Consider the following 24,945-nt stretch of genomic DNA (forward strand, 5'->3'; position numbering starts at 1 on the left):
ACGCCCGGGTGCCGTCAATCGGCGACAGCCTGGCGCACGGGCAAGGCCAGATAGACGGTGGTGCCCTGTCCTTCGGTCGATTCTACGTGAATCTCGCCCCGGTGCGCATCCACGGCCTGTTTCACGATCGTGAGGCCCAATCCGCTGCCGCCCTGAAGGCGAGAGCGGTTGCGGGTGACCCGGAAGAAGCGGTCAAAAATATGCGGCAGATCTTTGGCGGGGATCCCGATGCCGGTGTCGGCGATGGCCAGATGGACGCGTTCCGATTCTCCCCAGGCCCGCAGCGTCACCGTTCCCCCGGAGGGGGTGAACTTGACCGCATTGGCCACCAGATTGACCAGCACCTGGCGGAGCCGTGAGGCGTCCCCCTCCAGGTCCAGCGACGTCTCGGGCAGGTCGGTGCGCAGCGCCACCTCGCGCTGCTTGGCCTGCGGAGCCACCGTCTCGACGGCCTCGGCGATCACCGTGGCGATCGCCAGCGGGGCGATCTGCAGGGTGTCACGGCCCGACTCCAGGGCCGCCAGGTCGAGCAGATCGTTCACCAAGGTGTGCATCCGCTCCATCTCCCGCAAGGCATCGGCCAGGAACTCGTCCGCCACGGCAGGATCGTCCTTGGCTCCCTCGACGAGATTCTCCAGCAGCAGCTTGACCGACGTCACCGGGGTGCGCAGTTCGTGCGAGGCGTTGGCGATGAAATCCTGCCGCAACCGATCTTGTTCCACCTCCCGCGTGATGTCCTGATAGCTGACCAGAAAGCCGGCGCACCGGCCCCGGTCATCCTGAAGCGGTGCCCCGTAGCGACGCAGGAACTGGCGGGGACGCTCGAGCTGGATGATGTCGGTGCGGGGCCGGTCGGGATGATGACGCATCTCGTCTTCGATCAGGGCCAGCTGATCCGGCACGAAGCAGCGCGTGTGAAAGGCGGTGCGATAGCCGCTCAGTCCGGTGCCCTCACTGGTTTCAGCCGTGGCCATCGAGCGCAGCGCGAGGTTCGCCAGCAGCGGCTCGAAGTCGCGGTCCAGCAGCAGCACCCCTTCACTCAAGCCGTCCAGCACCAGGCCGAGCGCAGCGGGCAGGGGACGCAACTCCCCGTGTTCGACCGTGCCCCCACGGGGCTCGGAAAGTGCCGGCCCCGAGGCCTGCCCAGCGTCCGCCGGGCCGCGTGCCGCCAGACGCGCCAAGAGCGCCTCGTGGACCCGCCGCCAGGCCGCCCCATCCGGCCCAGGCAAGGGCCCCAGAGGCACGGGTACCCCCTGCGAGAGGCGTTGGAGGGCCTGCAGGAGCTGGTCCAGGGGATGCAGCAGCAGACCGACGACCAGGGCCGACAGCAACCAGGCGACGCCGGCCACCACCATCAGCGAGAGCGGCTCCGGCCAATCCCAGCGAATCGCCAGAAGCCAGAAGACCGCGCCCGCCAGGCCCACCAGCAGGAAGTGGAAAAACATCAGGCGAGCGTACAGGGAGCGAACCATGGAAATGTGGTCTCGGGCGCGCGCGGGGGTTCAGGTCACCTCGGCCGGGCGCGTGCGACGCTCGAAGCGATAGCCCACGCCACGAACCGTCTGGATGCGCATGGGGTGGTTGGGATCCTTTTCAATTTTTTCGCGCAGCCAGTGGATGTGAACATCGACGGTGCGGCCTTCTCCGGTGAAGTCGTAGCCCCACACCTGTTCGATCAGATACTCGCGGCTCAGCACCTTGTTCGCGTTCAGGGCCAGCAGTTTCAACAACTCGTATTCTTTCAGCGTGAGGTTGAGCACCCGGCCTCCCAGCGTCACCTCGTGCCGGGTCAGGTCGATGATCAGGTCTCCAATTTCGATCTTGTCGGGCTGGGCCTGCTTCTGTTCCCCGTATCGCGTCACCAGGCGCAGCAGCGCCTTCACGCGGGCCAACAATTCGCGCAAGCTGAACGGCTTGGTCACATACTCGTCCGCCCCAATCTCGAGGCCGACCACCTTGTCGATTTCCTCGCCCTTGGCCGTGAGCATGATGACGGGAATCGGCATCTCCTGGCGCAACTGCCGGCAGACCTCGTAGCCATCCAGATGGGGCAGCATCACGTCCAACACCATCAGGTTCGGCTTCTCCCGCCGGGCCACCTCGAGCGCCTGCTGGCCGTCCTGGGCCGTGACCACCACGTAGCCCTCTTTTTCGAGACTGTACTGGATGCTTTTGACGATGGAGGGTTCGTCATCCACGACCAGGATCTTGGCAGCCGGCATACGCCTCGCGCTCCTTGAGTTCTGCCGCCGGGGCGTGGTCACGCTGCGACGGGCTTCGTTTACGGACGAGAAATTGACCCTTGTCAGTTCCTTGATCCAATTTTCAAAAACTTAATCGCGTTATACCCATCCGCCGGAGAGGTAGCAGGCCTTCACGAAGATTTACCCAAAATTACCCTTGAAAGCCTGTCACAGCGCTCATTTCCGCCGCCCCAAAGGGGAACGATCGGGAGGACCATCCGAGTCCCCCTCGCGCTTGCCCCGGAGGCCGCATGCCCCCCACGGTCTTGCCCCTCGCCAGTCTGCTCACCACTCTGGCATTGCTGTGGACGGCTCCAGCCGCCCACGGGGCCGAGCCACAGAAAGAGGGCTGGCAGGTGTGGCACAGCCCTCACTTCGTGGTGCACTTCCCGCCCGGCCTGACACGCACCGCGCGCCGGGTGATCACGGCAGCGGAACGGGTTTACCCTCGTCTTCAGCAAGATTTCGAGGTGCCGCCTGGTCCCCCGATTCCGATCATTCTGACCCCGGAAGCCCTGTTCAATGGCGAGGCGGAACCGCTCAAGGAACGCATCACCCTCGATCCGGGCCTGACCGTGTCATCCGTCGTCGGCACCGAGCGATTCGTGGCGCACGAACTGGCCCACGTCCTGACCTTTCGCGCCCTCTCGACGGGGGCCCCGCTGAGCAGACTGAATGCCCTGACCGGGCTACCAACCTGGTTCCTGGAGGGTCTGGCCCAGTTCGAAGCGGAGGCCTGGACCCCAGCCCTGGACCGCATGCTGCGCCTCGCGAGCCTGGAGGGTCGCCTGCTGAGCACCTCGGAGCGACAACATTTCCGCGTCCTCGGGATGCATGCGGGTGCGGCCGGCTACAACGAGGGGTTTTCGTTGTGTCGCCACCTGTTCGTCAACCCCGAAGGGAGCCAGAGGCGACAGCTGATGCGCCTCCTCAAGGAGGGGCGAGGTTCCTTCGAACAGGCCTTGCAACGCTGTTTCGGAAAGTCGTGGCCGGCGCTCGAAAGCCAGTGGCGACAAACCCTCACGACCCATTATCAGCAGCAGGTGGTGGGCAGGGACGGCACCGTCCCAGGCGCGGTGACCCTGGTGGAAAGCCAGGAGGGAGCCTTCAACGTCCAAGCCGTGCCCTCGCCGGATGGTCGCCGCCTGGCTTACATGACCAGCGCGCCGCAGCGACGCTGCCTGTATCTGCGCGGGCAGGTGCTGGGGCTGCTTTCCTTGATGGTGGCCGACCGTGACGGAAAACATCCCCTGCCGCTCCCGGAGGCCGAGGGACTGGTCAGCCAGTTTGCCTGGGCCCCCGATGGCGATCGCCTGGCCACCGTCCAGCTGTCACGCGATGGCGGAAGCAGCCCCAGCTTCGACATCTTCCTGTACGACCTGCCGCACGGGGCGCGAACGCGCCTGACGCGGGGCGAACGGGTCGAGGCCATCGGTTGGCATCCGACGCACGACGAGTTGCTCTACGTCGCCAACACAGACGGCCGCAACACGCTGCATGCCATCCATCGACGCACCCTGAAACGACGGCTGTTGCAGGCCGCGCCGGGGGACACCCAGTGGCGGGAGATCCAGGTGTCACCGGATGGCAAACGCCTGGCCATGGTCTCGTTCCAGCCGGGCGAGAGCGGTCGGCTCGCCTTGCTGCAGCTGAGCCGCGGCCAGGTGCAGTTCGTCAGGGGGAGGCGCGATGACGCGCGCACGCCCCGTTGGCTGCCGGATGGACGCCAGCTGATTTACAGTTCGGAGCGAAGTGGCTTCTCCGATCTGTACCTGCGCGATGTCGCGAGCGGGAAGGACCGAGCACTCACTCACAGCTATGCCGGCGTGGAGGCACCGGCCATCTCGGCCGACGCCAAGATGGTCTATTTCACGACCTTTGCAGCGCGCGGCAGCCACCTCGCCCGCGTGCCGCTGGCAACGCTCCGGGACAGGCTGCCCGGCACGCGCGCTGCCGCCTCGGGGCGCCCCCGGACAAGCCCGGCTGGGCAGCTCGAGGACGAGGCGGAGGAGGCCTCCTGGGGCTCGCCCCTGGCGGACATCCGCCCTTATCGCGCCACCCTCACGCACGACCTGATGGTGCCCCGAGTCAGCAACGACGAGCGAGGCTATCAGGTCGGGCTGACCAACTATTACAGCGACATTCTGCGCCGCCACGAAGTGGGCGTCGACGTCGGCTATGGACTGCAGAGTGGGCGATTTGGCTACAGCGCGAGCTACCAGAATCGAATGGGAGCGACCCCCTGGGAGCTCCGGCTCCAGGACGTGCCTCAGCTCGCCATCGCCCCCGAACTGGGCGGCTCGGGACGTCCCGTTCTCGAGCATCTCTACCTGCAACGAGACACCGGCGTGTCGCTTCGATTTCAGCAGCGCCTGGGGGGCGGCCGAAGCCTGCAATGGGGAGGGCAGCTGGGCACGCTGGGCAGCCTGACCCGCCCGACGGCCGGCAGCCCCCTGCCGGAGGCCCCTCTGCACACCCTGAGTGCCACCTGGCAGGAGGAGAATGTGCCAGGCAATCCGGTGGAGGGGCTGCTGCCCCGAAGGGGCCACCGCCTGGCCCTGAACGGCAGCCTGAGCGACCCCAGCTTCGGCAGCGGCTACCGCTTCCAGCGCTGGCTGTTTCAGGGCGAACGCTATTTCGGACTCCCGGGTGGGCCGCGCCAGAATCTGGTCTGGCAATGGAATCTGGGACTTCAGAGCGGAGAGGCCCCCCAGCCGTTCCTGCTCGGTGGCGCGAACACCGCCGGCCCGCTGGCGGCCTTGCGAGGCCACAGCGTCGGCATCCAGAGCGGCCAGCGTCTGGCGGTCTCCTCGCTGGCCTGGAATGCGCAGCTCGCCAATCATCTCGATGTCAGCCTGGGGGCTTTCTACCTGGACCGGCTCTCGCTCTCGGTATTTTCAGAGCTCGGCAGTGCCTGGCGCGAGGAGGCACGCCCGCTGGGACTGGGCAGTTCAGGCTTGGAGCTGCGCGGGGAAGGCGTCGTCATGGGCCGCCAGCCGTTCTCCCTGCGGCTCGGGGGGGCCTACCGCTGGGGACAGGCCGATTGGCCGGCCTTTTACCTCACCTTCTGATGGGCCGGGGACGACGGGCCCCCACACCCCTGCCAAGCTCTGATACCATGAGCCCCCGATTGAGAGGAGGCTCCGCGATGCCGTCCATGGCTTTTTCCGACCTGATGCGCCTGAAGGAACAACTTGGACGCCCCTTGATCATGGGGCACCGCGGCGCCATGGGGCACGCCCCGGAAAACACCATGGCCAGCTTTCAGCTTGCGCAACGCATGGGGGTGGAAGCGATTGAACTGGATGTTCATCTCTCCCGGGATGGCGTGCTGGTGGTGCATCATGACGAAACCTTGGAGCGCACCACAAACGGCCAGGGCGAGCTGTCGGCGCTGACGCTGGCGCAGTTGCAGGAACTGGACGCCGGCCGTCACTTCTCGAGCGAGTTCGCGGGGGAGCGCATTCCCACCCTGGAAGAGGTGCTGGTCTGGGCCCGCGGCCACGCCCTGCCGGTGGTGATCGAATTCAAGCGCAACCTCAACGTGAAGGCGATCGTGCAAGCAGCGATCGCCCTGGTGGAGCGTCTGGAGGCCGGTGACAACGTCGCCTTCATCTCGTTCGACCACTTCGTCCCGGCCGGCCTGAAGCAGGCACGTCCAGACTGGTGTACCGGTGTGCTCTATGCCGGTCGGCCGATTGACTCCGTGGAACTGGCCCACAAGGCGGGGGCCGATGGTCTGCTGCCCAATTTTTATTTCGTGGAAAAGGACATGGTTGAAGCCGCACACGCCGCCGGCAAGTGGGTCGGCTGCTGGGCGCCCAACACGCCCCGCGAAATGGCCTACGCGCTCTCGCAGGACGTCGACATGATCGGCACCAACTTCCCCGATCGCCTGCACGATTTGCTGAAGCAGGGCTGAGCCGGTGTCCGCCAAGCCGCCTCGCCACAAGCTCCGCGTCGGGGAGCGCATCACCCTGGAACCAGATTGCCTGGTCGCGGGCGGGGAAGCGCTGGGACGACTCGACGGGCTGCCGGTCTTCGTTCCCTTCGCCGTGCCGGGGGATCGCCTGCAGGCCCGGGTCATCAGCACCAAGCCCGATTACGCCCGCGCCCTGATCACGACGGTCGAGACGCCAGGGACCGACCGGCAAGACCCGCCCTGCCCGGTCTTCGGCCAGTGTGGCGGGTGCCAGTGGCAGATGCTCGGCCCGGCCGCGCAGCTGCGCTGGAAAACGCGCCTGGTGGGCGAGGCGCTGCAGCGCACGGGAGGATTCGGCCCGGACACCCTGGTGGCGCCTTGCCTGCCGTCCCCGGAGATCTGGCATTACCGCAACAAGGTCCACTGGGCGATCGCCAAGCCCGGCACGCAATGGGAACTCGGGCTTTACGAGGCGCGCAGCCATTCCGTCGTGATGACCTCCGCCTGCGCCATTCAGCATCCCCGTCTCAATGCCGTCCAGCAGGCTCTCAAGGAAGTCTTGCCGATGCTCGACCTGAGCCCCTACGACGAGCGACGCGGCACGGGCTTTTTGCGTTCCGCCTTTGCCAAGGTCGGGCACCGCACCGGCGCGCTCATGGTCGGCCTGGTGACCCGCGAAGCCGCCTTTCCCCAGGGGCCGGCCCTGGTGGCTGCGCTACGCGAGCGCCTGCCAGACGTCCACAGCATCGTGCAGAATGTCCATCCGGGCGTTGGGAACAAGTTGCTCGGGCCGCGCAATCTGGTGCTCGACGGGGCCGAGGCCATCGAGGAAACGCTGGCCGTCAGCCCGGAGAGGGCCCCTTTGCGTCTGTCCATCTCGCCCTTGGCCTTCTTCCAGGTCAATGGCGCTGCGGTCGAAGTGCTGTATGACCAGGTGGCCCGCGCGTGCGGGCTTCCGCCGGAGCCGTCGGCCCAGCGTGTCCCCTCGCTGATCGTGGATGCCTACAGCGGGACCGGGGCGATCGCGATGTTTCTGGCGGCGCGCGGCGCGCCGCGGGTGGTGGGCATCGAAGTGGTGGCGGAAGCCACGCGGGACGCCGAACGAGGCGCCAGCAACAACGGTCTGACCGAGCGCTGTCGCTTCAAGACCGGCAAGGTGGAGGACCTGCTGGCGGGTGTGCTGGCCGCCGCCCCGGGCGATACCCTGGTGGTCCTCGACCCGCCGAGGAAAGGCTGCGAAGAGAGCGTTCTCCAGTGCCTGCTGCAGGCCCGCCCCAGCGTGATCGTGTACGTCTCGTGTCATCCCGTCACGCTCGCGCGCGACCTCAAGCGATTGGCTGCCGGCGGCTACGTGCTCGAAAGCGTCCAACCGGTCGACATGTTTCCCCAGACGGCCCACGTGGAATGCGTGGTGCGCTTGCGCGCGGTCGATGCCCCGGTATGACCTGCCCGTCCATCGGGTATGTAGGTCTTGGATCCAGTCGCTGGTTAGGAGGCCCCCGATGCCTGCACCGCGAAAAGGCCCGCAACGCACCCCAGCGGTGCCAGAACCGAGCCGCCGGTCACCGCCCGTGGGCAGGCCTCAGGCCGGTCGCCCTCGTGACACGGCCCCTGGCGAACTGACACCGGATCAGGTGCGGCGCGCCTGGTCACTGCAACATCCCGAACGGCCGGAGGTCGCCTCGGCGCTCGAACGCCTCTACCGTCGTCGCTTCTGAGCGCCCGGACCAGCCAAACGCTGACCTGACGTGGCTGAAGGCGCGGTAGGACTGCGGGCGAGTGTCCGGGCTGGCTCAAGGCCGACGCCGGCTGTCCCCACCGGGCCAGAGCGCCTCCCGCAGACGTGCCAGGCCGCTTTGCCCCTGGACGCGGATCTCCACCAAACCCAGCGTATAGAGGGCCTCATCACGCACATACTGATGTAGCAGGCGGCGCACGGCGCCCACCGACTGCCCGACCTGGGAGAAGCGATGTACCGAATGCGATCGGCCGTCGATCACGATCTGAGCGATGATCACGTTGTCCCCCACCTCTGCGACTGGCCCCATTTGTAAATTATTGTAAACCCAGCGATCCTCCTCCGCAAGCACCGCGCGCAGCGGGGAGCACGTCAGGCTACGGGGCAAGGTCAGGACGGGAGGTCCGAGCGAACCGAGCTGGAAACCTCCTGCAGGAGGTAGTGCGGCAACACGTAATCGACGAACAGGGGAACCAGATGGGGGTCGTACATCACCCCACTGAAGCGGATCAGTTCAGCCGACACCTCGTCGGGAATCAGCGCCGGCCGATAGGGACGGTCTTGCAACATGGCTTCCGCACTGTCGGCAATGCGCAGAATTCGGGCGGGCAGCGGAATTTCCTCGCCGGCCAGGCCATCGGGATAACCCAGGCCATCCCAGCGTTCGTGCGAGGCGCGCACCCAACCGGCCAGCTCCGGATCCTTCGTCAATTCCAGGGCCTTGGCGGCCCCGCGAACGGGATGACGCCAGATCGGGCCCATGTCGGCCTGAGGCAGCACGGACGAGCGCGCCAGCAACTCCGCAGGCACCTCCATCATGCCGATGTCATGCAACAAACCGGCCTGGTGAATCCGCGCGCGAAGCTCTGCCGGCAGCCCAGCGGCGCCAGCCAGCGCGGACGCCAGCCGCGCCACGCGCCCGGCGTGACCAGGCACGTAGCGCTCGTGCGCGTCGGACTGCGCGATCAGGTCCGCCATGTCGATCGCGCGGTGGGGCTTGGTGCCCCCCTTGCGCGGGGCCGGGGCCGCGCGAGGCGCCTCACCCGGGGCCTGGGCCGGCAACAGGTAATAGACCAGCACCAGGATGGCACCGAACAGGAACAGGTAGCCGAGCAGCTGCACGAAATCTGACAGGCTGGTCACGGATGCCTCGCTGGAAAACGCGGCCCGGACCCCACGAGGGGCCCGGGCCGGCGTGTGACGGGAAGCGGATGGGCTGTCTCCCCGAACGGAGAGACGGCCCGGTCAGCCGGGACTCAGTGCGAGGCCTCGGGCGACGGCGCAGCCGGAGAGGCCGCCCCTTCCGCAGGCGCCGACGTTTCAGCCGAGGCGGCCGGCGAAGCGGGGGCCTCGGAGGGCGCTGCCGCCGGAGCTTCCGCCGAGGCAGGAGCGACCGGCGACTCGATCACGGCGGCCGGAGACTCGACGGGAGCCGCGGAGGCCTCCGGCGACGCTGCCGGGCTCACGATGGCGTGAGGCGCCGCCAGGGCAGGCCCGATCGACTTGGGCGCCGTGTGAATCGCGAGCATGTAGGGGATGACCAGCAGGGCCACGATGTTCAGGATCTTGATCATCGGGTTCAAGGAAGGACCCGCGGTGTCCTTGAAGGGGTCACCCACGGTGTCGCCGACCACGGCGGCGGCGTGCGCCGGCGTGCCCTTGGCACCCTTGATCTCGATCAGCTTCTTACCGTTGTCCCACGCGGCACCGCCGGTGGTCATCAGCAGGGCCAGCATCAGACCGGTGATGATGGCACCGACCAGCAGGCCGCCCAGTGCGATGGGGCCGAGCACCAGGCCCACGACCAGCGGAATCGCCACCGCCAGGGCACCCGGCAGGAACATTTCCTTGATCGCGGCTTCGGTGACGATCGCGACGCAGCGGTCGTACTGAGGCTTGTTCTTGCCTTCGAGGATGCCGAGTTCCCGGAACTGACGGCGCACCTCGGTGATGACCGACTGCGCGGCCTTCGACACGGCCGTCATGAAGATGGAGCCGAAGTAGAAGGGCAGCACGCCGCCGATGAACAGACCCGCGATCACCTGAGGATCGGAGAGGCTGAAGGTGATGAATTCAGCCGAACCGCCGGCCTTTTCACTCATGAACTTGTGGAGGTCTTGGGTGTAAGAGGCGAACAGCACCAGGGCAGCCAGACCGGCGGAGCCGATGGCGTAACCCTTGGTCACGGCCTTGGTCGTGTTGCCGACGGCGTCGAGCGCGTCGGTGATCTGACGGACCTCGTGGGGGAGTTCGCTCATCTCGGCGATGCCGCCCGCGTTGTCGGTGATGGGACCGAACGAGTCGATCGCAACCACCATGCCGGCGGTCGAGAGCATCGCCACGGCCGCCACCGCGATGGCGTAGAGGCCTTCGTTGTAGTTTCCGGCGAAGCCGCCGGCCGCGTAGAACGACCCGATGATGGCCGCAACGATCACCAGCACGGGAGCCAGCGTCGACTCCATGCCGACCGCGAGACCCGCGATGATGTTGGTGGCCGCACCGGTTTCGGAGGCCTTGGCGACTTCCTGAACCGGCCGGTATTCCGTGGCCGTGTAGTACTCGGTGATGACGGTGATGATGACCATGACGGCCAGACCGATCAGCGAGGCCCACAGGTACTGATACGGATTGGTGGGGAACATCTTGAAGGTCAGCCAGACGAAGCCGACCAGGGCCACCAGGGCCGTGATGCCGGTGCCCGCGTAGAGGGCGTGCATGATGTTGTTGTTGCGGCCCAGCTTGACGCTGAAGGTGCCGACGATCGAGGCCAGGATGGCGATGGCGCCCAGACCGATCGGGTAGAGCACGAACGCTTCGTTGGTCGGGAAGAAGAGGTGGCCGAGCAGCATCGCGGCGATCAGCGTCACGACGTAGGTCTCGAACAGGTCGGCGCCCATGCCGGCACAGTCACCGACGTTATCGCCCACGTTGTCGGCGATGACGGCCGGGTTACGAGGGTCGTCCTCAGGGATGCCGGCTTCGACCTTACCCACCAGGTCAGCGCCGACGTCGGCGGCCTTGGTGAAGATGCCGCCGCCCACGCGGGCGAACAGCGAGATCAGCGAGGCACCGAAGCCCATGCCGATGATCGATTCGACGCTGTGCGTCACGCCATAAAAGGCGGCCACGCCCAGCAAGCCCAGACCCGCGACCGCCAAACCCGTCACGGCACCGCCCCGGAAGGCGACCTGCAAGGCAGGCGCAAGGCCCTTCTCAGCCGCGGCGGCCGTGCGCACGTTGGAGCGAACGGAAATGTTCATTCCGACGTAACCAGCGGCGGCCGAGAACGCGGCGCCGATGGCGAAGCCGATGGCAGAGGTCCAGCCCAGCGGGGCCTTGCCGGCGAGGCCGATCAGCACGAACAGCACCGCGCCGACGATGGCAACCCACTTGTACTGGGTGTTGAGGTAGGCCGAGGCCCCCTCCTGGATGGCGGAGGCGATCTCCTTCATCCGCGCGTTGCCGTCAGGCAAGCGCAAAATCCCCATCGCGAGATAGGCGCTGGTGGCCAGCGTCAGGATAGCGGCGACGACGCTACCCCAAATGATGAAATTTGGATCCATGATGACGATGTACCTACTCCTTGCGTTGCAGAGGCGTGTGGGTTCGGTGCAAGTCCAAGCAACAACCAAACCGACGAACGTTGCAAAAATGAAACCGTATTTTACCTGCATTTAATACTGCGGGCAACCAAGCCCGTCACGACGGGATCGCCGGCGCTTCCGCGAGCAGGCCTCAAGAGCGACCGGGACCTCAGCAGGCTGGCGAGACGGGCACGGTCTCCTCGGTGTCATCCGCCACGTGACTGCAATTACGTCCCGACGCCTTGGAGCGGTAGAGGGCCCGATCGGCCGCTTCCAGCAAGGCCGTGGCCGTGCGGGCGTGGCGCGGCCAGGTCGCCACGCCGACGCTCACCGTCACGTGCAAGGCCTCCCCGCCGGGGCCTGACACGCGACACCCTGCGATCGCCTCCCGGACCCGCTCGGCCATGGCCAGGGCTCCCGACATGTCGGTTTCCGGCATGAGGACCAGCAACTCTTCCCCCCCGTAGCGCCCCGGAACGTCCACATCCCGCACGCTGGCGCGGATCGTGCGGGCCACCGCCTTCAAGACCTCGTCCCCCGTCTGGTGGCCATAGGTGTCGTTGAAGCGCTTGAAATGGTCGATGTCCATGATCAGCACCGACAGGGGGGTCCCGTAGCGCTCGGCACGCCGGAGTTCCTCGGCGAGGCGATGTTCGAAGTGGCGCCGGATGTAGAGGCGGGTCAGGCCGTCGGTGGTGGCCAGCTCGTACAGGCGTGCGTTCTCGATCGCGGTGGCCGCCAGGCTCGCCAGATTGGCCAGCAGCGGCACATCGTCCTCCGGGTCGAACGGCGAGACGGCGTGACGGGATTCCTTGTCGAAGACCGCAATCACCCCGACCTGGCGTTCCTGATAGGCGATCGCCGAAACCAGCCCCACGCGCGCGCCCAGTTCCGCGGGCAGCCCCTCCGACGAGAGGGTACAGGGGCCCGTGGCGCCCAGCACGGGAGCCAGCCAGGCGGCGCCGACCGGCCAGACGAAGGGGGTTTCCCGCTCTTCGAAGCCAAATACCGCCGCGGACTCGAGCCACTCTCCCGACTCATCTTTGAGCAGCAGGAAGCCCTTGCGGGCATCCAGCAACTCCACGGTCCGCAGCATCAGTTCATCCGTGATCCGCAAGCGGTCGAGCGTCGATGTGATGGCCCGGCTGATGTCATACAGCTGTTCGAGCTGCCGCACCTTGAACCCGAGCTGCCGGTTGGCCCGCGTCAGGCTGGTGGTGAGCTGATGGTTGTGCAAGGCCACAGCCAGCTGGCGTCCGATCAGAATCAGCAGGTCCGCTTCGGTGCGCCCCAGCGGACGCTGATCAGGGGTATCCCCCACCATCAGCAGACCAAGGAAATGGCGATTGACCGCCAGCGGCAGCCAGACCGTCGCCGGTAGCAACGCCAGGATGGTCTCGTTCGCCGCCCGAAACTCATCCAGCAGGTCGTGGCGACGCGTGTGCGCGATCAGCGTGCCGGCCTCATCCAAAAACCACCGACGCACGTCGGGTGAGACCGCCAGCAGGCCGGTCGGCTCGTCGGCCAGCACCACCGGCTCAAGCTGCTGTCGCTCCGGCTGGTACAGCAACAGGCTGGCCCGGCCAATGCCCAAGGCCCCAGTCGCCATCCGCACGATCGCCTGGATACTCGAGCGCGGATTGGGGTTGGTCGTGAGCTGCTCGGCCATCTCTTCGAGGGCCGCAAACAGATAAAGCAAGCGTTCCAGCGACTGTCCGCCGGGCGATGCGTCCGGCACGATGCGAGTGGCAGCTCCGTCGCGTTGGTCCACCTCTCAGGCTCCCTCAGGCCCTTGCCAGCAACGCCTGGACGGCCTCAGGCTCGGTTTCGAAAACGGCCGCGTACTGGGCCAAGCCCATGATCGTGAAGGTCTTTTGAATCGTGCGCGTCAGATGACAGAAGGCCAGCGCGCCGTGCGACTCCTGCATCTTCTCGATCACCTCGATCAGAATGGAGATCCCGATGGAGTTGATCACGGTGCTCTTTTCCAGGTTGATCACGAGCCGCGTGTACCCCTCGGCCATCAGCAAATTGGCCGCCTCACCGAGGCGTTCACCCCCCACATTGTTGATGTACCCCTCGGTGGCGAGCACCGCGTAGCGGCCTTGAGGGTCCTTACGGACAGCGAGGTTGAACGGTCCCGTCACGGCTGGCCCTCCTCGATTCGTTTCTTGGTCATGGTGATCCGCGTGCCCTCGGGTCCGCTCTCGATCGCCACCTCATCCATCAAGGCCTGCATGAGCATCAGCCCCCAGCCGCGCTTGTTCTCGGTTCCTGACAACTTCTGCTGAAGGTCGGGATGAGGCACGGCATTCGGCTGAAAGCCACGGCCATGGTCCTGGATCACCACGCGGACCTCGTCGGCCTCGAGCACAAACCGGATGTAGACGTGACCATCCTGGCTGGTGCTGTGTTCGAACGCGTTGATGCACGCCTCGATCAGGGCGTGTTTGACCTCGTCGATCTGGTCCGACGTGAAGGCCATGAAACGCAACACCGCCTCGGCCGTGTGCGTGGCCGCCACTTCCATGTCCGGCACGATCGGGATTTTGAGCGAGACTTCCCGCGGGGAGTCCGGTGGTCGCAAGCGCCGCCTCCTCGACCAAGGGTGCCCGAGCTGCCGGGGAACCCCGGACGGGAAACGGTCGAACAACGGCCTTATACCTGTGTACCGCGGCGAGCAAACGCCCCGGGAGACCGCCCTCACTCGACCTGAACCAGCCGGGTGTAGATCTTGTGCCCGAGCAAGCTCTCCTGGCCGCCGCGGCGCCAAAGTTTAGGCACCACCAGCACATGCGTGTAGGTGCCGGGCGCGGAGGGCGCCGCCCGGTTCACATTCAGCCCACGCTTGGGGACCAGCGTGAAACGAAGGGAACGATACACGTCTTCCGCGCCAGTCTTCGAGATCACGGTGGCCAGCGGCACCAGCGAATAGGCGTATTCCGTGCGCGCCCCGGACATGCTGTCATCCCCGAAATACATCCGCAGCTTGTAGGGTTGCTTGGCACTCAGCAGAACCGGCAGACTGGTGAAGCCCATGACCCCGAAGGGCTGGCCGATGTCGATGAAACTGTCGTTCCAGGCCACCTGGAGCGTATCGGCCCGCCAGCCGTCGGCGGCCCGTCGATACATCGCAGTGACCTCGCCCACCTCGGAATAGGTGGCCGGGAGACCTGAACCATCGTAATTCGCGGTGGTGCCGGTGAACTCGGCCACGGTGGTGACATTGGCCTCTCCATCGCCCATCTCGGACACCGTGACGGCGCGATAGCGCATGCGGAGGTCTCCGAAGGAACGCTTCAATTCGCGATTGATTTCCACCAGACGGGCCCGCTCGACCTGGATTCCGTTGTAGGTGACCTGCGGGGACAGGTCGTGCAAGTAACCATCGAAATCACCGCGATTGAAAGCCTTGAGGCTGAGCTCCAGGTGACTACGCAAGGCCTGTTCCGCCCCCGACGGGCCGACCTCCGCGGGCGTGGCCACCGACTGCGCTTCCGCGGAAAATCCCCAGGCCCTCGCCTCGAGGCGTCCACCCAGAGCCAGCGCGAGGCTGAGGCCCGTGGCCAGCACGGCCGAACGGAAAAGGATTGCAGGTCTCATGGGCTGGCCACCTGTTGTTTGATATCCATCACCAAGCGGCACCGCCACTGCCCATTTTCACTGAGGGACAGACGCCAGTTCGGGAACAGAACGGAGGACTGATAGACACGCTCGAAACCCCATTCGCTGCGTGAGACGGTCTCGACCGGAAAGCGCCAGAGCGAACCGGCCCTGTTCCAGGCGAGATGGGTATCCACGCCCAGGGATTCATCGCGCAGACCGATCTCGGAGATGTGCTCTTCCTCGCACAGGGCCGCCGGGTGGGACGATTCCAGATGCCGACCTGTCGCGCTGTAGTAGCCGTGCCCTTGGCCCGCCCCGGCCCGCATGTTGAGGTTGAATTCCACGCCGAACCAGAGTTCGACGGGCCGCTCCCACAGGTTGGTGACCTCGTAGTCGACCGTGAAGCCATCGCCGTCGCGCGGAATCTGAATCGACTTGGCCACCCGCACCGGCCAGAATTCGGAACCGACCCAGACATGACCGTCGCGTACCAGGTCCAACACCACGGCGTCGGGCAGTTCGCGGGTGTGCAGGTGGTATGGCTGGTTGATGAAGTCGCCCTGCTCGCCGTAAGACACGTTGTAAAAGGTCTCGAGTTGCGTGTCCGGGTGCACGAAATGGTCCAGCAGCGACATGCGTCGGTACCAGTCGTAATGCAAGAAACGTTCCAGGCCACTTTCCTTGACCACCGCCCGCTCTCCAAGAGCGGCCAAGGGCAAGCGCTCCACGTCCCGGGCCGGCACCGCCCCCGCGATCTTGGGATGGTAGGACTCCGGGCGACGCGCCAAAGTGTCGAGCAAGTTCAGCCGGGCCGACTTGAGGTCGTGCTCGAACAGGCCGCCGCCATAGGCGGGAGAGAAATACAGATTCTGATGTCGGGTCGAGACCAGGGCCTCGGTGGCCCCATCGCAATCAAAGTCGACGATTTCCAGCTCACAGAAGGGCCCCGGCCCACGCACCAGCCTGTCACAGAGGGCCTCGGCCTCGATCAAGGCGGCGTAGTTGGCCCCGCGCAGGTGATTCAGGTAGATGCCACCGAACACGCCGTGCCAGTAAGCATCATGGCTCTGGCCCCGCCAGAGGGCTTCCTGGGCTCGGGCCAGCAGATCGTCGGTCGGGTCGGCCAGCGTGGAACCACCGGCGTCGGAGGCGTTGGCCACCACCCGGTCAGGCTCCCCCACCCGGCGCAAGGCTTGCACCCGGGCCGCCACGCGAAGCATTTTCTTGTGCATGTTGTTCGACTCGGGATAGCGCACCAGGAAATGGCGCCAGTACCCCCCCTGCAGAAACTCCGCATACCGGCTCGGCACCTGGCTTCGGGCTTCTTCAAAAAGTGCCGCCTGTTCCGGGGGCAGCGACCAGGTCTGCATTTCGGCGAAGGAGCCGACCGGCAGGTAGACGCGCCCCCACGGCCGAAATCGCTCACGATAGTCACTCAGTGTGACGCAAGCGACCCAATCGCGATGGGTCTCGAGCAACTGGAAGAAACGTTCCAGCCACCCCTGCACATAGACGGCCTCATAAGTCCCGGGCCAACCGCCCATCTTGGCGCCGTCGTCCACATGCACCAGGATTCGCGAGCCGTCAGCCGTCGCGTGCTGGCGCAGGTGCTCGATCACGCGCTCAGGCGACTCGAAGGGAATCAGCGCGCGCAGTTCGCGGGAGTTGGGGAACAGCGCCAGGCTCTCGCCCAGTTCCTCGGTCTGGTAGTAGCCGAGCAGGTCCTCATCGCGCAGACCGACCATGCGGAACGGCTGGTCATCCAGCACACTGTAACGTAAACCCGCCTGGACGATCGGCTTGACCAGATGAGGCTCCCACACGCGACCCGCCAGGGCCATCCCCACCGGGTCGAAGCCCACCATCCCTCGCACCGCATCCGATAGGCGTCGCATCTGACCGAGCTGGTCGTCGGGCGGGATCATGGCCATCATCGGCTCATAAAAGGCCCCCCCGAGCAATTCCACCTGCCCACGCCCGACCATGACCTTGAGCCGCTGCACGAACTCGGGGTGGTGGGTCGTCAACCAGTTCAGCAGGTGCCCGTCATAATGCAGGGTGAAGCGAATGGCCTCGTGACGTTCCAGAACGTCCAGAAACGGCAAATAGGAATGCTGGTAGGCATCCTCTACCACATAATCCCAGTTGCCGACGGGCTGGTGGTTGTAGAGGCCCAGGGCGAGATGAATCTTGGTCTGGTCAGCGAGCAGCATGGCACACTTGAAAGCAAGGGCTCATCCGGAGAGCCGTGGCGTTCAGTGTAGCGGATGACCAGACCGAACGCTATCGGGTGAGACCGACGCGCTCCTGGCGCGACGCAAACAGGCGGTAATCGATGTCAGGGAACAGGTTGTCGATGTCCTCGCAGGCGGACACCAGCCCGTCCGTGACCTGATCCGCCATGAGGGCGTCCGCCAGCGCATCGAAGCGGGCCACGTGCTCGTTGAAGCGGTCGATGGCGTAGGTTCGAGCCTGACCGGTGGTCACGAGGAAGGGCCAATCACTGCCCTCCAGCAACAGCACCTCGCGGGCCGCCTGAGCGAGGGCCCGGGCATGAAAGGGGGAAGGGGGAACGGGATAGGTCCGCACGAGTTCCTCCATGCGCCGCTCACAGCGATGGATGATCGGCCACATCCACTCCACCTGGGGATTCATCCACACGTGATAGTGGCCCCCTGCCCCCCAGGTGCTCTCAGGCAACTGGAACGCGTGCGCGGGCGGGTTGCTCCGGTGCAGTTCACCCACGGTGATGGGGCGAATGCCGGGATGGAGGGCCATTTTACGCAACACGGCCTTGATCCAGTCGATGCCCTCGAACCACCAGTGACCGAACAGCTCAGTATCGAACGGCACCACCACGTGGCCCACCTCCCCGTTGGCGTCGTGATAGCCCTTGAGCATGTCGTGAATCAGGCCGACGTAATGGTCACTGTGTTCCGCCACCCGTTCAGCGGCGTGCTGAGGATCGTAGAAGGCCTTGTCCGCCAGATCGCAGCGCGCCCCCGTGATCCGCCAGTAACACATGCCACTGTTGCCGTCGCGCTTGTGAAACTCCCGGTAGCCCGGGTCCCCCGGGTAGCCCATATCGGCCGACCAGACCTGCCAGCCGGCCCGTTCATTGCGAGCATAGAAGGCCACCGGATGGTCAGGGAGCCAGTAGCCGTGGAACGTGTCCAGACCTGAGAGCGGGCGCTCGGGCATCTCCAGATATTCGATATTGCCGTAAAGGCCGATGTGGCGGCGATAACCGCTGGTTTTTCCGCCCACCACCGCGTGGGCGTCGGTGAAGAAATAGGCCAGCCCGTGTTCAGCCAGGAATTGCTCGACGGGGGGACGGTAATCGCGCTCATCCTCATAGCCGGGACGGTACGCGCATTCGGGCAGCCAGACGCCCAGTGGCGCCGCTCCGAAGTGGCGCTGATGGGTCTGCACCGCGGTGGCGAATTGCGCGTGCAGCGTGGAGTCACGGCTGAAGAGCGGACTGAAGCCGTGGGTGGCCGCGCAGGTGATCAGCTCGATTGCCCCGGCTTCCTGAAGGCGGCGGAAGGCGCCGAGGAGGTCCCCGTGATAGCGCTCGCGGAAGTCGCTCAGCCGTTCCCGGTACCAGTCCAGGTACCACTGCGACAGCTCGCGGCGTGGGTCGGCTTCCGCCGGCAGGTCGAGCGGTTCTTCCGGAATGTCTGCCAGAGTGGGTTCCAGACTCGCCTTCAGGGCCGCGGGAAGGGGCTCCGCCGTCTCCCGGGCGCCGGCCCGGGCCGCCGCCTCAGCGCCGGCCTGCTCGGCAGTCGCGACCAGGCGAACCAGCTTCGCCGGGCGCTCGAAAGTGAGGTGCTGCAGGGTGGCCAGCGGCAAACCGGCCACCAGGGTGCGCGCAAAGCGACGGGACTTCAGGCTGCGGAGAAGGGGCCCATGGTCGGCCGTGCCGGTCGCGTCGGCGATCGCCGCCTCCTGCTCGGCCAGCCAGGCCAGGCGCGCCTGCTCCAGCTTCTGGGCCCGACGCTCGCCCGCCCGCCAACGGGCCGACTCGAGCTCGCCCTCAGGGGAGTACCGCTGCACATCCCGCTCGATGCGGACCAGAATGTCCTCGACGTAGCGCTCGAAGCCTTGCTTGAGGTGCGCGTCCGCCAATTGCTCCGCCAGCACCGGCGTGATGCCGATCGTCAACTTCGGTGCGATGCCCTCGGCCAGCAGTTCATCCACGGCACGAAGCAGCGGCAGATAGGTCTCGGCCATGGCCTCGTAGAGGTTTTCCTCGCCGAACGGCCACATGCCGGCCTTGCGATAGTACGGCAGGTGACTGTGGAGAACCAGACTGAAGGTGCCGACGGCCATGAGAGCGTTTCCCTCAACTCAAATACTACCTAAAGTTAGCATATCATTCACTCAAGCACCATCCCTCAAGCAAGCATTGATGCGCCTTCGCAGCAGGTCCAGGGCCGCTTGAGAGGCTCGCTGCTTGATCGTCGCCCTCGGAAAAGCGCCAAAACGGCAGCACTCCGCGCTCACGCCGTCCGGACCGGCCACCGCGATCCAGACCAGACCCACCTGTTCGGCTGGCAGGTCCGGCGCCGGCCCGGCCCAGCCGGTGGTGGCCACGCCCCAGTCGGCGCTCATGGCAGAACGGGCTCCCGTGGCCATGCCCTCGGCCACCGCCTGACTGACCACGCCGTGTTCGGCGATCACGGCATCAGGAACCGACAAGTAGCTGGTCTTGAGGTCCGTGGCGTAGCTGACGAGACCGCCCCGCAGCCAGCGACTGCTGCCGGGGACGTCGGTGAGTCGACTGGCCACCAGCCCCCCGGTGCACGATTCGGCCGTGGCCAGGGTCTGAGCGGCGCGCAAGAGGGCCTCGCCCACGACCACCGGCAAGGTCTGGTCGTCCTCTCCGTAGTAGTAGGGGGCGATCGCCCGCAGGCGCTCCAGCACAGGCGCCAGCGCCGCCTGCGCCTCCGCCAGGGTACCGGCCCGGGCGGTCGCCCGCAGGTGGACCTCACCCTCGCCGGCATAGGGGGCGACCGAGGGGTTCTCGCCTTCCAGCAGATCCGCCAGGCCCTCGGCCAGGACGGACTCCCCGATGCCCACGTATCGCAGCAGCACCGAATGGATCACCCCTTGGCCCCGCGCGGCGATCGCCGGTCGTGCCCACGCGCCCCACATGGCGTGCAGTTCCTGAGGCACGCCGGGATAGGTCATGACCCAGGCTGCCCCGAGGCGAACCGAAGCCCCCCAAGCCGTCCCCACCGGATTCGGGATCAGGTCGGCCGAGGGAGGAAACAGCGCCATTTTCAGGTTGGTAGGCGAGATCGGCCGGCGACGCTGGGCGAAGTAGGCCTCGATGTGTTGCTTGACCTCCGGCCGTTCCTCGAGCGGCTCCCCGAGCAGGTCGGCCAGCGTCGCCATGGTGATGTCATCCGCCGTCGGGCCCAGCCCGCCGGTCGTGATCACCAGGTCAGCCCGCGCAGCGGCATCCGCCAGGGCCTGCCGCATGCGCCCCGGATTGTCTCCCACCGTCGTGACCCACAGCAGGGAGACCCCCATGGCCGCCAATTCCTGGCCCAGCCAGGTGGCGTTGGTATTGATGACCTGGCCGATCAGCAGCTCGGTGCCAATGCAGACCAACTCGGCACGCATGGGCGCTCAGACCTGAACGGTTCCGAAGGCACGATCCCCCGCGTCCCCCAGACCCGGCACGATGTAACCCTGATCATTCAGGTGAGAGTCGACCGAGACACAGTAGATCGGAACATCCGGGTGGGCGGCATGCACGTTGCGCACCCCCTCGGGCGCGGCAATCAGACAGAGGAACTTGATGCGGGACGCCTGGCGCCGCTTGAACGCGTCGATGGTGGCGGTGGCGGAGCCACCCGTCGCGAGCATGGGATCAAGGATCAGCACGGTGGCGTCCGGGCTGATCGCACCGGGCAATTTGAGGTAGTACTCCACGGGCTGGAGCGTTTCCTCATTGCGGTAAAGGCCGATGTGTCGAACCTGCGCCTCCGGTAGCAGCTCGGTCGCAGATTCCATCATGGCCAGGCCCGCCCGCAGGATCGGCGCCACGATCAAGGGGCGATCGCCCAGAGTGCGGCCGGGTGTCAGTGCCAGGGGCGTGGGGACCTCGATCGGATCGGTTTCCAGGTCCCGCGTGGCCTCGTAGATGAGGAACTTCGCCAGTTCCCGCACCCGGGCACGAAAACGCGGCGTGGGCGTGTCCTTGTGGCGCAATTCGGCCAACGCCGTCACCACCAGGGGGTGGTCCAGCTGGACGACGCGCGCTTGACTCACGGTTTCGGGCGAGGGCGACATGCATGACCTCCTGAGGGTGAGGCCATCATGACCTTGCTGCCGGAGGCTTGTCCAGTCAGTTGGCGAGGGCCGCCAGCGGATTGACCTCACCGTGGCCGAAGAGCGGATCCACCCCCGGGGCGCCCCGATCCGAGGCCGTCTGTTCAAGGTGCTCCTTGACCTGCTGTGCCGTCCAATCCGGGTGCTTGCTCCAGACCAGCGCGGCCACACCGGCGACAAAGGGGGAGGCCATGGACGTGCCGCTCATCTTCGCATAGGCCTCACCCGGCACGGTCGAGAGAATCCCGACGCCCGGTGCGGTGACGCTCATCGAAGCATCATGATTCGAGAAGCGCGCGAGTCCCCCCGTGCTATCCGTGGCTCCCACCGAGAGGACCCCGGGATAGGCCGCGGGGAAACCCAGCGAGTCGGCGCTGTTGCCGGCGGCCGCGACGATCAAGCTGCCGCTCTGCACCGCCGTCTCGTAAAACTTGCGCTCGACGCTGGTGGTGGCGGTGCCTCCGAGGCTCATGTTGACGATCTTGGCCCCGTGGGTGATGGCGTGCGCCACGCCCTTCATGACGTCGTAGCTGGTTCCCTCCCCGCGAGCCCCCAGCACCTTGACGGCCAGGATCTTGACCCCGGGGGCCACGCCCGCGATGCCAAGCCCGTTGTTGGTGAGGGCGCCGATGATCCCGGCACAGTGGGTGCCGTGCCCGTTGTCATCCATGGGCCCGTTCTTGTCCTTGCGATTGAAGATGCGGCCAGGCCGGAAAGCCAGATCGGGCCCCTGGGTCACGCGATCCTTGAGGTCCGGATGGGTGAAGTCGACCCCGGTATCCACCACCGCCACGTTCACGGCGGGATCCCCTGTCGTGATCCGCCAGGCCAGCGGAATTTCTTTCTGGACCAGGCCGAACTGGAGGTTGTAATACTCATCATCGGGCGCCTGACCTGCCCCGGGCAGGTCGAGCGCGTAGACCATGGCGTTCGGCTCGGCCGCCCGCACGCCTCGCACGCTGCGCAGGGCCCCCAGCGCGCGCTGGATCAGGCTGCGCTGGCCCACGTCGTACAGGTGGTAGTTCAGTCCCGCGAAGCTGAAACTGTCGAGGTGCTTGGCACCGGCGAGCGAGAGGGCTGGGCCCTCACTGGCGACCACGACCTCACTGGGAGCTTCCAAAAAAGCTTGTTTGGCTTGCATCACGGGGCGCTCGGAGATCCCCTTGGACCTCGCCGCTTGGGGTGCCCGCATCGGCCCAGCACCGCAGGCGCCCAGCAGGGAAGCCAGCAAGACGACGGGGGCGACGGCGAGACACGGACGACGGACAAGCATGGGGTACCTCCGGCTGCGGGCAAGCAGGCCGCGTCCCAGCCCACCATTCAGGCAGGCAACGACCGAAGCGGCCTGAGATCTGGTATCCGGCCCCCGGCGCGGAAACTTGTGGGCATCCGCCTAAGAAAAGGTTAATTTTAGGTAGCGGATTCTTCAAGAAGCCGCGGAGAAGCCGGATGCATCGACAGCGCGGCCAGGGCCGTCAGGGGGATGACCGCCAGCAAACCGGCCAATCCCACCAGCAGGGTCACGCTGAAGGCGCCGACCGTTTCGAGATGCTGCACCCGCAACCACGGCAGCGGATGGACGGCCAGGTTCAGCAACACGGGCAGGAAGCCCCCCAGATAGGCCAGCAGCAGGGTGTTGGAGGTGGTCGAAAGCAGGTCGCGCCCCACCTGCCACCCCGCCGCGAACAACGCTTTGCGGGGCAAGTTGGGATTGGCCTGCCGCAGTTCATCCACCGCCGAGGAGATCGACAGCGACAGGTCCAGCATGATGCCCAGCGCGCCCACCAGCATGCTCGCGGCCAGCAATCCTGGGGCATCCACCACGGCCCCCTGGGCGCCGTGGACGATCACGGAATCTTCGTTGGCCAGACCCGATAAGCGCCCCCACGTGACAAACAGGGCGGCCAGCACCGCCGAGACCAGCACCGCGCCGCTGGTGCCTGCGACCGCGGCCCAGGCCTTGCGACCGGCACCGGCCGTCAGCAGGGTCGTGGCCAGGGCGATCGCCGAGGCGAGCAGCACCGCCAGTGGTAAGGGAGACCAGCCCCGCAGGGTCAGCGGCAGCAGGATCCCGGCGATCGCCAGCACGGTCACCAGCAACACGGCCAGGGTCTTCAAGCCTCGCCCGCCGCCGACCAGAAGAAAGGCCAGCACCGTCAGCGCGGCCAGGATCCAGCTGGCGTTGGCTCGCTGGTAGTCGACGATCTGCCAGTCGAACTCTTCGGCTTCCTCCAACGGCACGGCCGACAGCACCACCCGATCGCCGGCCACCACCGGCAATTCCATCCCCCCTGGCCCCCCCGCGCGCTGGACCACGGTGACGGCCTGCCCGGCGCCGTAGCCGGAACTGACATCCACCGTCACCAGCCGCTCTTCGGGCGTCGCGCCGGGCACGACCTGCCGCACCATCCCCAGCGCACTGCGCAGCGCCACCTCGTCGTGAGCGCCATGCTCCTCCGCCCCGACGGGGGCAGCCAAGCAAAGGCACAGCAGCGGCAGGAACAACCAGCGAAGGAGGCAGGGCAATGGATTCATGTTTCTTAGGGGCTTGTGGACAAGGCTGCGACGGTCTCCCAGTATACACGGGAAGGACGAGGCAACCGAACGGTTGCCTCGTCCCAGGGCGAAGGCGAGGTCACCTGGCCGGCGCCAGGTGGCTCACTCCCGGATCCAGGTCTCGCCGGTGCGCTGCCACGACACCAGTTCATCGGCCTTGAAGAAGATGCCGATCTCACGCTCCGCGCTCTCAGGTCCGTCCGAGCCGTGAATCACGTTGCGGCCGATGTCCACCGAGAGGTCCCCGCGAATGGTGCCCGGTTCGGCGTTGGCGGGATTCGTGGCCCCCATCATCCGACGCGCGGTCGCGATCACGGCCGGGCCTTCCCACACCATCGCGGTGATCGGGCCCGAGGTGATGAAGCCGACCAGACCATCGAAGAACGGCTTGCCCTTGTGCTCTCCATAATGCGTCTCGGCCATTTCGCGGGTGACCTGCATGAGCTTCAGGCCGACGAGCTTGAAGCCCTTCTTCTCGAAGCGGCCGATGATCTCGCTGACGAGACCCCGCTGCACCCCGTCGGGCTTGATGGCCAGGAATGTACGTTCGTTGGTTGCAGCCATAGGGATTGAACTCCTTGTCAAAAAATGGCGACGTGTGCGGCTAAAATCGCTGGCATCATAACCGGTGACCGGTGGGCGGGCAAGGGTGAGACCCCCGTCTGTAATCGGGGTAAAACTAGGTGGTCCCGTACCGAATCGGATTCCGCTGTAGAAGGGGAGAGCATCTTGCGCACGTTGACACCTTTCGTGATAGGCGCAGCCGTGGTCAGTCTGTGCGGCTGCGCCGCCCCAAGCGTTGCGCCTCTCCCCGGTGTTCAGGCGGACACCCCGTCCCCATCCAAAACCCCCGAGGCGACGCCCACGATGATCGCCGTGATCGCCGCCGGTAGCATGAACTACCTCGTGCCAGACGGTGCGCCCCTGAAGGGCACCCTCCGCTAGGCGCGGGTA

21 protein-coding genes are annotated in these 24,945 nt (G+C 66.2%); 5 read left to right on the forward strand and 16 right to left on the reverse strand.

Annotation, left to right across the window (positions count from 1 at the left end):
- Window positions 1-14: 14 nt before the first annotated feature.
- The gene (locus VKP62_14990; protein MEB3198501.1) at window positions 15-1,472 is read right to left on the reverse strand and encodes an ATP-binding protein; all 1,458 of its coding nucleotides are present in this window, start codon (window positions 1,470-1,472) and stop codon (window positions 15-17) included.
- A 30-nt stretch (window positions 1,473-1,502) separates the two neighbouring features.
- Window positions 1,503-2,222, reverse strand: a complete 720-nt coding sequence (locus tag VKP62_14995) for a response regulator transcription factor (protein MEB3198502.1) — start codon at window positions 2,220-2,222, stop codon at window positions 1,503-1,505.
- Window positions 2,223-2,494: 272 nt separating this feature from the next.
- On the opposite strand from VKP62_14995, the gene VKP62_15000 reads away from it, so the two are divergent.
- From VKP62_15000 to VKP62_15015, 4 genes are all read left to right on the forward strand, one after another.
- Window positions 2,495-5,314, forward strand: coding sequence for a hypothetical protein (locus tag VKP62_15000; GenBank protein ID MEB3198503.1), 2,820 nt, complete (start codon window positions 2,495-2,497; stop codon window positions 5,312-5,314).
- A 77-nt stretch (window positions 5,315-5,391) separates the two neighbouring features.
- Window positions 5,392-6,165 carry a glycerophosphodiester phosphodiesterase family protein gene (locus tag VKP62_15005; GenBank protein MEB3198504.1) on the forward strand — a complete coding sequence of 258 codons (774 nt, stop codon included), beginning with the start codon at window positions 5,392-5,394 and terminating at the stop codon, window positions 6,163-6,165.
- A 4-nt stretch (window positions 6,166-6,169) separates the two neighbouring features.
- The gene (gene rlmD, locus VKP62_15010; protein ID MEB3198505.1) at window positions 6,170-7,609 is read left to right on the forward strand and encodes a 23S rRNA (uracil(1939)-C(5))-methyltransferase RlmD; all 1,440 of its coding nucleotides are present in this window, start codon (window positions 6,170-6,172) and stop codon (window positions 7,607-7,609) included.
- Window positions 7,610-7,667: 58 nt separating this feature from the next.
- Complete coding sequence (locus VKP62_15015) at window positions 7,668-7,883, forward strand: hypothetical protein (protein ID MEB3198506.1); 216 nt, start codon at window positions 7,668-7,670, stop codon at window positions 7,881-7,883.
- A 75-nt stretch (window positions 7,884-7,958) separates the two neighbouring features.
- Here VKP62_15015 and VKP62_15020 read toward each other — a convergent pair whose 3' ends face one another.
- The 14 genes from VKP62_15020 to ndk form a co-directional block, all read right to left on the reverse strand.
- Window positions 7,959-8,183, reverse strand: a complete 225-nt coding sequence (locus VKP62_15020) for a hypothetical protein (GenBank protein ID MEB3198507.1) — start codon at window positions 8,181-8,183, stop codon at window positions 7,959-7,961.
- A gap of 110 nt (window positions 8,184-8,293) precedes the next feature.
- Window positions 8,294-9,046 (reverse strand): HD domain-containing phosphohydrolase, encoded by a 753-nt coding sequence (locus VKP62_15025; GenBank protein MEB3198508.1) that lies wholly within the window; start codon window positions 9,044-9,046, stop codon window positions 8,294-8,296.
- Between the two features lie 113 nt (window positions 9,047-9,159).
- On the reverse strand, window positions 9,160-11,466 hold the full coding sequence (locus VKP62_15030) for a sodium-translocating pyrophosphatase (GenBank protein MEB3198509.1): 2,307 nt from the start codon (window positions 11,464-11,466) through the stop codon (window positions 9,160-9,162).
- Window positions 11,467-11,656: 190 nt separating this feature from the next.
- Window positions 11,657-13,258 carry a sensor domain-containing diguanylate cyclase gene (locus VKP62_15035; protein MEB3198510.1) on the reverse strand — a complete coding sequence of 534 codons (1,602 nt, stop codon included), beginning with the start codon at window positions 13,256-13,258 and terminating at the stop codon, window positions 11,657-11,659.
- A 13-nt stretch (window positions 13,259-13,271) separates the two neighbouring features.
- Window positions 13,272-13,634: an STAS domain-containing protein gene (locus tag VKP62_15040; protein MEB3198511.1), complete on the reverse strand. Its 363-nt coding sequence runs from the start codon at window positions 13,632-13,634 to the stop codon at window positions 13,272-13,274.
- Entirely contained in the window at window positions 13,631-14,074 is a 444-nt protein-coding gene (locus VKP62_15045; GenBank protein ID MEB3198512.1) for an ATP-binding protein, read from the reverse strand. Before VKP62_15045 ends, VKP62_15040 begins: the two co-directional genes overlap by 4 nt.
- Window positions 14,075-14,190: 116 nt before the next feature.
- Window positions 14,191-15,090: a hypothetical protein gene (locus VKP62_15050; protein ID MEB3198513.1), complete on the reverse strand. Its 900-nt coding sequence runs from the start codon at window positions 15,088-15,090 to the stop codon at window positions 14,191-14,193.
- Window positions 15,087-17,306 (reverse strand): alpha-amylase/4-alpha-glucanotransferase domain-containing protein, encoded by a 2,220-nt coding sequence (locus VKP62_15055; GenBank protein ID MEB3198514.1) that lies wholly within the window; start codon window positions 17,304-17,306, stop codon window positions 15,087-15,089. The genes VKP62_15050 and VKP62_15055 overlap by 4 nt, the downstream gene beginning before the upstream one ends.
- A gap of 70 nt (window positions 17,307-17,376) precedes the next feature.
- Window positions 17,377-19,425, reverse strand: coding sequence for a 1,4-alpha-glucan branching protein domain-containing protein (locus VKP62_15060; protein MEB3198515.1), 2,049 nt, complete (start codon window positions 19,423-19,425; stop codon window positions 17,377-17,379).
- A gap of 51 nt (window positions 19,426-19,476) precedes the next feature.
- Complete coding sequence (locus VKP62_15065) at window positions 19,477-20,724, reverse strand: competence/damage-inducible protein A (GenBank protein MEB3198516.1); 1,248 nt, start codon at window positions 20,722-20,724, stop codon at window positions 19,477-19,479.
- Window positions 20,725-20,730: 6 nt separating this feature from the next.
- On the reverse strand, window positions 20,731-21,396 hold the full coding sequence (gene upp, locus VKP62_15070; protein MEB3198517.1) for a uracil phosphoribosyltransferase: 666 nt from the start codon (window positions 21,394-21,396) through the stop codon (window positions 20,731-20,733).
- A gap of 55 nt (window positions 21,397-21,451) precedes the next feature.
- Entirely contained in the window at window positions 21,452-22,708 is a 1,257-nt protein-coding gene (locus tag VKP62_15075) for a S8 family peptidase (GenBank protein ID MEB3198518.1), read from the reverse strand.
- 137 nt (window positions 22,709-22,845) lie between these two features.
- Entirely contained in the window at window positions 22,846-23,970 is a 1,125-nt protein-coding gene (locus VKP62_15080; protein MEB3198519.1) for a YibE/F family protein, read from the reverse strand.
- Window positions 23,971-24,093: 123 nt separating this feature from the next.
- The gene (ndk, locus tag VKP62_15085) at window positions 24,094-24,555 is read right to left on the reverse strand and encodes a nucleoside-diphosphate kinase (protein MEB3198520.1); all 462 of its coding nucleotides are present in this window, start codon (window positions 24,553-24,555) and stop codon (window positions 24,094-24,096) included.
- Window positions 24,556-24,720: 165 nt separating this feature from the next.
- Here ndk and VKP62_15090 point away from each other — a divergent pair, with 165 nt between their 5' ends.
- Window positions 24,721-24,936, forward strand: a complete 216-nt coding sequence (locus tag VKP62_15090; protein MEB3198521.1) for a hypothetical protein — start codon at window positions 24,721-24,723, stop codon at window positions 24,934-24,936.
- Window positions 24,937-24,945: the final 9 nt, after the last annotated feature.

The sequence above is a fragment of the Candidatus Sericytochromatia bacterium genome (assembly GCA_035285325.1).
In the GTDB taxonomy this organism is placed as follows: Bacteria; Cyanobacteriota; Sericytochromatia; order S15B-MN24; family JAQBPE01; genus JAYKJB01.

Coding starts and splice junctions, on each gene's coding strand:
- VKP62_15000 (MEB3198503.1), top strand. CDS start 2,495: ATGCCCCCCACGGTCTTGCCCCTCGCCAGTCTGCTCACCACTCTGGCA.
- VKP62_14990 (MEB3198501.1), bottom strand. CDS start 1,472: ATGGTTCGCTCCCTGTACGCTCGCCTGATGTTTTTCCACTTCCTGCTG.
- VKP62_15055 (MEB3198514.1), bottom strand. CDS start 17,306: ATGCTGCTCGCTGACCAGACCAAGATTCATCTCGCCCTGGGCCTCTAC.
- VKP62_15060 (MEB3198515.1), bottom strand. CDS start 19,425: ATGGCCGTCGGCACCTTCAGTCTGGTTCTCCACAGTCACCTGCCGTAC.
- VKP62_14995 (MEB3198502.1), bottom strand. CDS start 2,222: ATGCCGGCTGCCAAGATCCTGGTCGTGGATGACGAACCCTCCATCGTC.
- VKP62_15030 (MEB3198509.1), bottom strand. CDS start 11,466: ATGGATCCAAATTTCATCATTTGGGGTAGCGTCGTCGCCGCTATCCTG.
- VKP62_15080 (MEB3198519.1), bottom strand. CDS start 23,970: ATGAATCCATTGCCCTGCCTCCTTCGCTGGTTGTTCCTGCCGCTGCTG.
- VKP62_15015 (MEB3198506.1), top strand. CDS start 7,668: ATGCCTGCACCGCGAAAAGGCCCGCAACGCACCCCAGCGGTGCCAGAA.
- VKP62_15065 (MEB3198516.1), bottom strand. CDS start 20,724: ATGCGTGCCGAGTTGGTCTGCATTGGCACCGAGCTGCTGATCGGCCAG.
- VKP62_15005 (MEB3198504.1), top strand. CDS start 5,392: ATGCCGTCCATGGCTTTTTCCGACCTGATGCGCCTGAAGGAACAACTT.
- VKP62_15075 (MEB3198518.1), bottom strand. CDS start 22,708: ATGCTTGTCCGTCGTCCGTGTCTCGCCGTCGCCCCCGTCGTCTTGCTG.
- VKP62_15050 (MEB3198513.1), bottom strand. CDS start 15,090: ATGAGACCTGCAATCCTTTTCCGTTCGGCCGTGCTGGCCACGGGCCTC.
- ndk (MEB3198520.1), bottom strand. CDS start 24,555: ATGGCTGCAACCAACGAACGTACATTCCTGGCCATCAAGCCCGACGGG.
- upp (MEB3198517.1), bottom strand. CDS start 21,396: ATGTCGCCCTCGCCCGAAACCGTGAGTCAAGCGCGCGTCGTCCAGCTG.